Source organism: Mycolicibacterium confluentis, assembly GCF_010729895.1.
Taxonomy (GTDB): Bacteria; Actinomycetota; Actinomycetes; order Mycobacteriales; family Mycobacteriaceae; genus Mycobacterium; species Mycobacterium confluentis.
Genome location: NZ_AP022612.1, coordinates 3,562,015 through 3,572,900, shown reverse-complemented (window position 1 = coordinate 3,572,900; position 10,886 = coordinate 3,562,015). Strand labels below are relative to the sequence as shown.

5 protein-coding genes and 1 tRNA gene are annotated in these 10,886 nt (G+C 69.0%); 5 read left to right on the top strand and 1 reads right to left on the bottom strand.

Annotation, left to right across the window (positions count from 1 at the left end):
• Window positions 1–49: 49 nt before the first annotated feature.
• On the bottom strand, window positions 50–1,414 hold the full coding sequence (locus G6N34_RS16805; protein WP_085148636.1) for a zinc-dependent metalloprotease: 1,365 nt from the start codon (window positions 1,412–1,414) through the stop codon (window positions 50–52).
• Between the two features lie 84 nt (window positions 1,415–1,498).
• Between G6N34_RS16805 and G6N34_RS16800 the strand changes: the two genes are divergently transcribed.
• The 5 genes from G6N34_RS16800 (at window position 1,499) to G6N34_RS16780 (ending at window position 10,854) form a co-directional block, all read left to right on the top strand.
• Complete coding sequence (locus G6N34_RS16800) at window positions 1,499–2,521, top strand: YlbL family protein (RefSeq protein WP_085148633.1); 1,023 nt, start codon at window positions 1,499–1,501, stop codon at window positions 2,519–2,521.
• A 79-nt stretch (window positions 2,522–2,600) separates the two neighbouring features.
• Entirely contained in the window at window positions 2,601–5,600 is a 3,000-nt protein-coding gene (locus G6N34_RS16795; RefSeq protein WP_085148630.1) for a UPF0182 family protein, read from the top strand.
• Window positions 5,601–5,727: 127 nt separating this feature from the next.
• Window positions 5,728–9,147, top strand: a complete 3,420-nt coding sequence (locus G6N34_RS16790) for an ATP-binding protein (RefSeq protein ID WP_234812727.1) — start codon at window positions 5,728–5,730, stop codon at window positions 9,145–9,147.
• 99 nt (window positions 9,148–9,246) lie between these two features.
• A complete protein-coding gene (locus G6N34_RS16785; protein WP_085148627.1) occupies window positions 9,247–10,632 on the top strand; it encodes an FAD-binding oxidoreductase in 1,386 nt (461 codons plus the stop codon).
• Window positions 10,633–10,780: 148 nt separating this feature from the next.
• Window positions 10,781–10,854, top strand: a tRNA-Met gene (locus tag G6N34_RS16780).
• The last annotated feature ends 32 nt before the right edge of the window (window positions 10,855–10,886 follow it).

The following is a 10,886-nucleotide window of genomic DNA, read 5'->3' as shown; positions in this document are numbered from 1 at the left end:
CCGGACTGTGCCACGCGGACCGGGTGCCGCGTGGTCAGCGATCCACAGGTCAGGCCTGCGGGTCCTCGGGATCCTTGGGGTCTTTGGACTCCGCCTCGTCGCGAAGCTGTTTCTCCAGTTCGGCGATAGCGCTGTCGATGCCGCTGGTGTCGCCGCCGATGACATGGTCGATGAAGCCCGCGGGGTCGTCGAGGTCGGAGGCCGACGGCAGCAGGTCGGGGTGCTGCCAGACCGCGTCGCGGGCATCCATGCCGGCGGCCTCGGTCAGCCGCTCCCACAGGCTTGCGGCCTCACGGAGCTTGCGTGGCCGCAGTTCGAGTCCGACGAGCGTGGCGAAGGTCTGCTCGGCCGGTCCGCCGCTGGCACGACGGCGACGCAGCGTCTCGCTGAGCGCCGCGGTGCCCGGGATCCGGTCGCCCAGGGCCGCGGACACCACGGTCTGCACCCAGCCCTCGATCAGGGCGAGCAGCGTCTCGAGCCGTTCCAGCGCGGCGGCCTGCTCCGGTGTGGTCTTGGGTTCGAAGATGCCCTGGTTGAGCAGCTGCTCCATGGCCGCCGGGTCGGTCATCGAAGCGGGGTTGAAGCCCTGGGCCAGTTCTTCGATGCCACTCATGTCGATCTTGATGCCCTTGGCGTAGGACTCGACGGTGTTGAGCAGCTGGCTGGACAGCCACGGCACATGGCTGAACAGGCGATGATGCGCGGCCTCACGCGCCGCCAGGAACGTCACGACCTCGCTGCGCGGCTGCTCGAGTCCGGACGCGAACTCCTCGACGGCCTCGGGCATCAGCGCGGCGGTGCCGGCCGGGCCCAGCGGCAGGCCGACGTCGGTGGACGTGAGGACCTCGCGGGACAGCCGGCCCAGCGCCTGACCAAGCTGCGAACCGAACGCCATGCCGCCCATTTGGGAGATCATCGACAGCAGCGGGCCCGCCATGGTCTTGGCCTCTTCGGGCAGCGCTGAGGCCCAGACCGTGGAGATCTGCTCGGCTACGGGATCGCACAGGCGTTTCCAGGTGTCGAGCGTGTTGTCGATCCAGTCCGTCGGCGTCCAGGTGGCGGTCTTGGTGGTGCCGGCGGGCAGCGCCGTGGCGCCGTCGAGCCAGGTCTCGGCCAGTCGGACGGCGTCCGAGATGGCGGCCGTGGTGCCGGCCGGGATGGGCGCGACGAAGCCGATGGAGCTGTTGGCCAACTGGCGCGCCAGGTCGTAGTTGACCGGGCCGCTGCTGGTGCCGCTGGACATCGCGGTGCCCGCACCGGAGAACATCTGGCCCAACCGGGTGAAGATCTGCCCAAGGTCGGGCATGTCTCCTGAGCCCAACCCGAACGGATCGGAGGGGCCGCCCGAATCCTTCTTGCGTTTGTCGCGGTCTGGATCGTCGCCGGGGGAGAACCCGAAGGGCTGGTCGGACATGGCTTCAACGGTACTCACCGGTTCAACGGGTTGCGCGCCCGCCGGTCACGCTCTCAGTGAACCCGCGTGGTTAATCTGGGCGGCGTGAACAGGCGGATTCTGACGTTGGTGGTCGCGCTGGTGCCGATCGTGGTGTTCGGTGCGCTGCTGGCGGTGGTGACTGTGCCGTTCGTGTCGCTGGGGCCCGGACCCACGTTCAACACTCTGGGTGAGTACGACGGCAAACAGGTCGTCGCTATCGAGGGCACCGAGGTCAAGCCCACCTCGGGACACCTCAACATGACCACGGTGTCGCAGCGCGACGGGCTGACGCTCGGCCAGGCGCTGACGATGTACCTGTCGGGCCGCGAACAGCTCGTCCCGCGCGATCTGGTGTACCCGCCCGAGAAGAGCCGCGACGACGTCGACAAGGCCAACAAGGAGGAGTTCAAGAACTCCGAGGACACCGCCGAGTACGCCGCGCTGGGCTTCCTCGACTACCCGCGGGCCGTCACCGTCGAGACGGTCAACGACGACGGCCCGTCCAAGGGCAAGCTGTCCTCGGGTGACGCGATCGACGCCGTCAACGGCACGCCCGTCGCCGACGTCGAGGCCTTCACGTCACTGCTGAAGAAGACCAAACCGGGCGATCAGGTGGTCGTCGACTTCCGCCGCAAGAACGAAGCGCCCGGGACCGCGACCATCACGCTGGGATCCAACGACGACCGGGACTACGGCTACGTCGGGGTGGGTGTCCGGGACGCGCCGTGGGCGCCGTTCTCGATCGACTTCAACCTGGCCAACATCGGCGGTCCGTCGGCGGGGCTGATGTTCAGCCTCGCCGTGGTCGACAAGCTGACCACCGGAGATCTCAACCACGGGGAGTTCGTCGCGGGCACCGGGACCATCGGCGGCGACGGCAAAGTCGGTGGCATCGGCGGCATCACGCACAAGATGCTGGCCGCCAAGGAGGCCGGCGCGACGGTGTTCCTGGCACCGGCGGAGAACTGCGACGAGGCGCGCTCAGGTGCCCAGGACGGCATGGAACTGGTGAAGGTCGAGACGCTCGCCGGGGCGGTCGACGCGTTGAACACCCTTTCAGCCGGTGGCGAACCTCCGCGCTGTTAGTCGGGCGCCTCGGTCGGTGCGTGCGGACGTTGCGTACAGTTGGGGCACTGTCTGATCAGCACTGACCGGGAGTCCACCTGTGGGAATGCGGCCGGCCGCAAAGATGCCGAACCTGACTCGGCGTAGTCGAGTATTGATAGCGATCGCAGTTGTGGCCGTGGTGCTGCTGCTGCTCGGTCCACGACTGATCGACACCTACGTCAACTGGCTGTGGTTCGGCGAGTTGGGGTATCGCTCGGTGTTCACCACCGAGATCGTCACCCGCCTCGTGCTGTTCCTCGCGGCATTCCTGCTGATGGGCGCGATCGTGTTCGCCGGCCTGGCGCTGGCCTATCGCACCCGGCCGGTGTTCGTCCCGGCCGCCGGGCCCAACGATCCCGTCGCGCGCTACCGCACGACGGTGTTGACCAGGCTCCGGCTGATCGGGCTCGGCGTCCCCGCCTTCGTCGGGCTGATCGCCGGGTTCGTGGCGCAGAACAACTGGAAGCAGATCCAGCTGTTCCTGCACGGCGGCGACTTCGGTGTCACCGACCCCGAGTTCGGCAAGGACCTCGGGTTCTACGCCTTCGACCTGCCGTTCTACCGGACGGTCCTGTCCCTGCTGTTCTTCGCGGTGTTCCTCGCGTTGGCGGCCAACCTGGTGGCGCACTACATCTTCGGCGGCATTCGGCTGGCCAACCGCGGCAGTGTGGTCACCAAGGCCGCCCGCATCCAACTGGTCGCGCTCGTCGGTGTCATGGTGCTGCTCAAGGCGCTCGCCTACTGGCTGGACCGCTATGAACTTCTCAGCCACACGCGCGGGGGCAAGCCGTTCACCGGCGCGGGCTACACCGACATCAACGCGGTGCTGCCGGCGAAGCTGATCCTGCTGGCGATCGCACTGATCTGCGCCGTGGCGGTGTTCTCGGCGCTGGTGCTCCGCGATCTGCGCATCCCGGCGATCGGCCTGGTGCTGCTGCTGCTGTCGTCGCTCGTGGTCGGCGCGGGATGGCCGTTGGTCGTCGAGCAGTTCAGCGTCAAGCCCAACGCCGCTCAGAAGGAGAGCGAGTACATCAGTCGCAGCATCAGCGCCACGCGACAGGCGTACGGGCTCACCGACGACGTCGTGACCTACCGCAACTACAGTGGCGACGCGCCGACGTCGGCCCAGCAGATCGCGTCCGACCGCGCCACCATCTCCAACATCCGACTGCTGGACCCCACGATCATCAGCCCCGCGTTCACGCAGTTCCAGCAGGGCAAGAACTTCTACAGCTTCCCCGAGCACCTGTCCATCGACCGGTACTCGCTGCCCGGCGGTGAACTGCGTGACTTCGTCGTCGCCGCACGTGAACTCAACCCCGAGCGGCTCACCGACAACCAGCGCGACTGGATCAACCGCCACACGGTCTACACCCACGGCAACGGCTTCATCGCCTCGCCGGCCAACACCGTGCGCGGAATCGCCAACGACCCCAACCAGAACGGCGGCTACCCCGAGTTCCTGGCCAGCGTCGTCGGCGCCAACGGCGGTGTGGTGTCACCCGGACCCGCCCCGCTGGATCAGCCCCGCGTCTACTTCGGCCCGATCATCGCGGCCGCACCGTCGGACTACGCGATCGTCGGCAGCAACGGGGCCGACCGCGAGTACGACTACGAGACCAACACCGAGACCAAGAACTACACCTACACCGGATCCGGTGGTGTGCCGCTGGGCAACTGGTTGGCCCGATCGGTGTTCGCCGCGAAGTTCGCCGAACGGAACTTCCTGTTCTCCAATGTGATCGGACCGGAGAGCAAGATCCTGTTCAACCGCGACCCGGTGGAGCGCGTCAAGGCCGCGGCGCCGTGGCTGACCGCCGACACCAGCGTGTACCCGGCGATCGTGAACAAGCGGATGGTGTGGATCGTCGACGGCTACACCACGCTGGACAACTACCCGTACTCGGAGTTGACCTCGCTGTCGAACACCACGGTGGACTCCAACGAGGTGGCGGTCAACCGCCTGATCCCCGACAAGCAGGTGTCCTACATCCGCAACTCGGTGAAGGCCACGGTCGACGCCTACGACGGCAAGGTCACCCTGTACGCACAGGACGAGACCGACCCCGTGCTGCAGGCGTGGATGAAGGTCTTCCCCGACACCGTCAAGCCCAAGGCGGACATCTCCAAGGAACTGCAGGAGCACCTGCGGTACCCGGAGGACCTGTTCAAGGTTCAGCGTGCGCTGCTGGCGAAGTATCAGGTCGACGACCCGATCACGTTCTTCTCGGCGCAGGACTTCTGGGACGTCCCGCTGGATCCGAACCCGACGGCCTCGAGCTATCAGCCGCCGTACTACATCGTGGCCAGGAACATTGCGCTGGACAACAACTCGGAGTCCTTCCAGTTGACCAGCGCGATGAACCGGTTCCGCCGCGAGTTCCTCGCCGCCTACATGAGCGCGAGTTCCGACCCGGAGACGTACGGCAGGATCACCGTGCTCACCATTCCGGGTGACGCGGTTCGCGGTCCCAAGCTGGCCTTCACCGCGATCAGCACTGACACCGCGGTCACCCAGGACCTGGGTGTCATCGGTCGTGACAACCAGAACCGGATCCGCTGGGGCAACCTGTTGACCCTGCCGGTCGGCCAGGGCGGTCTGCTCTACGTCGCGCCGGTCTACGCCTCGCCGGGCAACACCGACGCCGCGTCGTCGTATCCCCGCCTGATCCGCGTGGCCATGCTGTACGGCGACAAGGTCGGGTACGGGCCGACGGTCCGTGACGCGCTTGACGAGATCTTCGGCAAGGGCGCGGGCGTGACCGCGACCGGTCCCGCACCCGCCCCCGGCAGCACTCCTCCCGCAGACAAGCCCGCGTCACCGGCCAACGCCGATGTGCCGCAGGGCAATGTGCCTGAGGTGCCCACTCCGGCGGCGGCAGTGCCAGGTCCGAGCGGGCCGGTGGAACTCTCCGGACCGAAGTCTGCGGCCCTGCAGGAGATCAAGTCGGCCATGGAGGCGGTGCGGCAGTCGCAGCAGAGCGGCAACTTCGCCGACTACGGTGAGGCGCTGCAGCGGCTCAACGACGCGATGGACAAGTACGACAACGCCAAGTAGGAGTTCCCGCGAGCGGGCGGGGCTTTCAAACCCCCGCGAGCGCCCGCGTTTGTACGCTGACACGCCGTCGAACGCGTACAAACGCGGACGCTCGGCGCGGCACGGGGCGGGTCCTTAGACTCAGCGGGTGCGCTACCTCCTGCTCGGTCCGCTGCACGTGGTGCACGACGGGCGTCGCATCGACATCGGCCCGCCCAAGCAGCGCGCCGTGCTGGCCGTCCTGCTGCTCGCGCGTGGCGCGGTGGTGTCCACCGACCGCCTGATCGACGCGGTGTGGGGCGACGACGTGCCCGGCAGCGCGACCGCGAGCCTGCAGGCCTACATCTCGAACCTGCGCAAGGCGCTGCGCAGCGAGGAGGGGGCTGCCGCGGCGATCGTGCGGCAGGCGCCCGGGTACTACCTCGCCACCGAGAACCTCGACCTGGCGGAGTTCAGCGACCACTGCGTCGCCGCCCGAAACGCGGTGGCGGACGGGCGGTGGCATGCCGCGGCCGACGCCACCACTGCCGCACTCGGCCTGTGGCGCGGCGGCCTGCTGACCGATCTGCGCGACGAACCCTGGGTGCGCGACGAAGCCGTCCGCGTCGGCGAACTGCACACCGAGTGCCGCGAGAACCGCGTCACCGCGCTGTTGGCGCTCGGGAGCATCGCCGCGGCACTCGAGGACGCCGCTGCACTGCGCGCCGACGAACCGTTGCGGGAGCGGGCCTGCTGGCTGCACATGCTTGCGCTGTACCGCGCGGGCCGCGGACCCGACGCGCTGACCGCCTACACCGAGCACGCGGCACACCTCGACGCCGAACTCGGGTTGCGGCCCGGAACCGAACTGCGTGACCTGCAGACCGCGGTGCTGCGGCAGTCACCTGAACTGGCGGCCTGGCCGCGTCCGCCGGCCTGGTCCGGCGCCGATGCCGTCGTCACACCGAGCAGCAGCACCGTCGAGGCCCCCGTGCCCGTCGGACCGCAGTCGCTGCTGGTCGGGCGGGACCGCGAGGTCGCCGTCGTCAAAAGGCTGGTCTCAGAAGCCATCCGGGGCGCCACGAGGTGGCTGGTACTCACCGGACCGCCCGGAATCGGGAAGACCCGTCTGGCCGAGGAGGCCGCGGCCACCTTCGCGGCCACGGGTGGGCGCGTGGTGTGGGTGAACTGTCCGGATGAACTCGGCACCCCGCCGTGGTGGCCCATGCGCCAGTTGGTGCGCGGGCTGGGCGCCGACGCCGACGACGTGCTGCAGGTCCCCGACGGTGTCGACCCGGACAGTGCCCGGTTCAGCATCTACGAGAAGATCCACACCCTGCTGCGTGACCAGGGCCCGCTCGCGGTCGTGATCGATGACGCGCAGTGGGCGGATTCCAGCTCGGCGAGCTGTCTGTCGTATATCGCTGGCGCACTGCGGGATCAGCCCGTCGCCGTGATCGTCACGGTGCGCGACGGGGACCACGGGACTGAGCTGAGCCGGCTGTTGGCCACCGTCGCTCGCGGAGACCGCAACCGCCGCATCGACGTGCCCGCACTGGCGGCCCGCGAGGTGGCGACGTTGGCCAACCACGTCGCGGAGTCGCCCGAGGACAGACTCAGCGACGCCGAGGCGGAAGTCCTGGCCGACCGTACCGGCGGCAACCCGTTCTTCGTCTCCGAGTACGCCCGCCTGCCGCGCGAGGAGCGCGAGGCCGGTGACATCCCCTCGGCGGTCAAGTCAGTGCTGGAACGCCGCCTGGCGAACCTGGATCCCGCTGTGCTGCAGGTGCTTCGCGCGGCCGCGGTGATCGCCGAGACGCTCGACGGGTCCGCGGTCGCGGTGCTGGCCAAGACCACGCGACTGGACCTCGACACCCTGGCCGACTACCTCGACGAGGCGGCCGACGAGCGCATCCTGATCTCCGCGCACGACAGCACCGGCTACGAGTTCGCCCACGGTCTGCTGCGCGAGCAGTTGCTGATCTCGATGCCCGCCCTGCGCCGGCAACGACTGCACGCGAAGGTCGCGGAAGTGCTGGCCGACAGTGCTTCCCGTGATGCGGTGAGCCGGCGGGCGCAGCATCTGATCGCCGCCCTGCCGTTGGTGGAACCCGCGGTGGTGGTCGCGGCCTGCCGCGCCGCCGCCCAGGAGGCCACGGAACAGTGGAGTTCGGACACCGCCGCGGGATGGTGGCGTGGTGCGCTGGACGCCTATGACCTGCTGCCCGCGGCCGAGAGGGATGATTCCGAACGCGACGCGCTGACGGTGGCGATGCTCGAGGCGCTCGGTCGGGCCGGCCGAGGTCAGACCGTCCTGGACACCGCGGCAACGGGTTTGGCCGAGGCGCTTGAGTCGTCCCGGTCGGCCACCGCGGGCCGAGTGGCCGCCGCGCTGATCCGGGTCAGCGGCGGATGGCCGTGGCTCGCACCGGGCAGCGACCCAACCGAGTTGATCGGACTTCTGATGCGGGCCGTCGAGGAGATCCGGGATGACAGGGGAGCGGCGGCACGCGTCCGCACCGCACTCGCGATCGGGTTGTGTTACCTCCCGGACCCGTCGGTGGTGGCCGGACTGCTTTCGGCGGCAGCGGATTTCGCGGCCGAAGCGGGCGACCCCGACGTGCTCGCGGATACGCTGCTGGGGCGTCTGGTCACCTATTCCGGTGTGGCCGAGCACAGTGCGTCGAGTCTGGAGGCGGTCGACACGCTGCTCGCGTTGCGGCACAGCCGAAGTCGCGAGGACACTGTGATCGCCCATTCGGTGGCCACGATGGCGGCGATGAACCTCGGCGACGTCGACGCTGTCGAGAGGCATCTGCGGGCCGGTATCGAGGGCAGCGAGAAGCTTCGGCTTCCGGTGCTGCGCGCCCAATTGCGGTGGATGGAGGCTGTGCTCGCGGTGTGGCGAGGGGATTTCACCGAGGCGCACCGTCACCACACCATCGCGGCGCACGTGCATGAGCAGACCGAACTCTACGAGGCCGGCAGCGGCCTGATCGCGACGACCTCGCTGCTGCGGGAGCGCGGCGGGGTCATCGACGAGGGGGCCCTGCTCGCGCCGTACGCCGACTTCGGGTCCGACGACATGATCAGAGTCGCCAGGGGCATGCTCCTGACGCTGCGCCGCGATGAGGCCGCCCGCGCCGAGGCCGCCGAGATCCTCGCGGCAGGGGTCGACGTCGGTCCGCACGTCTGGACCCACCTGGGTCACACCACACTGCTCGCGCACCTTTGTGCGGACCACCGACTGCCGGAGTTCGCGCCCACACTGCTCGATGCCCTGCGTCCCTATGCCGGCCGCGTCGCCGCCATCGGGCAGGTCGGCAATGTGGGGCCCGTGGCGTTGGCCACCGCACGTCTGCACGCCCTGCTCGGTGACACCGCCGCGGCACGCGCCGATGTCGCGCGCGCCCAGCAGATCGCGGAACTCAGCGGAGGTGCACCCACTTTGCTGCGCTGTGCACTCCTGCTCTGTGAAATGGATGCGGTGGCCGGGGAGCCCGTTGCCGGGCGGCTGGCGGAGATCGCCTCGGAGGCGGACCGGATCGGGATGCAGTCGGTGGCCGTGCTGGCCCGCGCCCTCGCTTAGAGGCACTTGGAGAATTCTTGGCGCCCGCGGACCAAGGGTTCACCAAGGCCTGACCGCCAGAGTGGGGGCAATTCGTTCCCCCGACTTCTGGAGTGACCAATGACCCTCACGTCCGTCACCGACGACGCGCTCGCTGACGACCTGCGGACCCGCGTCGCCGGCACCGTCGCGGTGCCCGGCGACCCGGACTATCAGCGCATCCAGCCCTGGAATGTGGCGGTGCCCGTGACACCGCGCGCCGCGGTGTTCGTCGAGTCGGCCCAGGACGTGGCCGAAGTGATGCGGTTCGCCGCCAGGCAGGGCCTCAAGGTGGTGGTGCAGTCAACCGGACACGGCGCGCTGCCCGTTGGCCAGGACGCGATCATGGTGCTCACGGGCGAGCTGACCAGTTGCACCGTCGACGCCCTGAACCGATACGCCCGGGTCGGCGCCGGGGTGCGCTGGCAGCAGGTGATCGACGCGGCCACGCCGTATGGTCTTGCGCCGCTGTGTGGCTCGTCGCCGGGCGTCGGTGTGGTCGGCTTCCTCACCGGCGGCGGGATCGGCCCGCTGGTGCGCAGCGTCGGGGCGTCGTCGGACTACATCCGGGCCTTCGAGCTGGTCACCGGCACCGGCGAGATCCTGCGGGTGACGCCCGAGGAACACAGCGACCTGTTCTGGGGTGTGCGCGGCAGCAAGGCGACCTTGGGCATAGTCACCGAAGTCGAGTTCGATCTGCTGCCCATCCCGCAGTTCTATGGCGGTGCACTGTATTTCGACGGCACCGATGCCGCCGCGGTGCTTCACCAGTGGCGGCGCTGGTGCGCCGACCTCCCGCAGACCGTGACCACCTCGGTGGCGCTGCTGCAACTGCCCGACGCGCCCGATGTGCCCCCGCCGCTGGCCGGTCGGTTCACCATCGCTGTGCGCTACGTGGCCCTCGGGGACACCGAGGAGGCGCAGCGCCTGCTGATGCCCATGCGGGAGGCCGCCAATCCGCTGATCGACGCCGTCAGCGTGATGCCCTATGCGGCGATCGCCGCGGTGCACGCCGACCCAGTGGACCCGATGCCGACGCACGAGAATCACGCGCTGCTGCGGGAACTGCCCGCCGAGGCCGTCGATGCGCTGCTGGCCGTCGCGGGTCCGGACGCCGGCAGCATGCAGGTGATCGTGGAACTGCGCCAACTCGGTGGGGCGTTCGCGCAGACGCCGCCGCACCGCAGCGCACTGTGCCACCGCGACGCCGCGTTCACCCTGACGACGATCGGCGCCGCGGTCCCCGAGATCGCCGAACCCGGCGCCGCGCATGCGGCCGCGGTGGTCGCCTCGGTGGGGCAGTGGTCCACGGGTGGGCAGCTGCCGAACTTCGCGCCCGCAGCCGACGCAGCCCGACTGGCGCGCTGCTACGACGAGGACACGCTGTACCAGTTGGCCGCCCTCGGCGAGCGCTACGACCCCGCCGGCGTGCTGCGGACCGGCCAGGTGGCCCGCTACCCGCTGTAGCACTGTGATTCCTGTCTCACGAGAGGCCGTGTCTGTACGCAAACACACCGAGGGGTGCGTACAAATGCGGCCCCTCGCGGGCAGAAAAGGGCTCTGACCAGACGATTTGGAGCATTGGCGCGGCATCAGTAACCTAGTGTTCACCCGTCGCGGGGTGGAGCAGCTCGGTAGCTCGCTGGGCTCATAACCCAGAGGTCGCAGGTTCGAATCCTGTCCCCGCTACTAAGGTAAAACGGCTCCCGGAGGCAACTCCG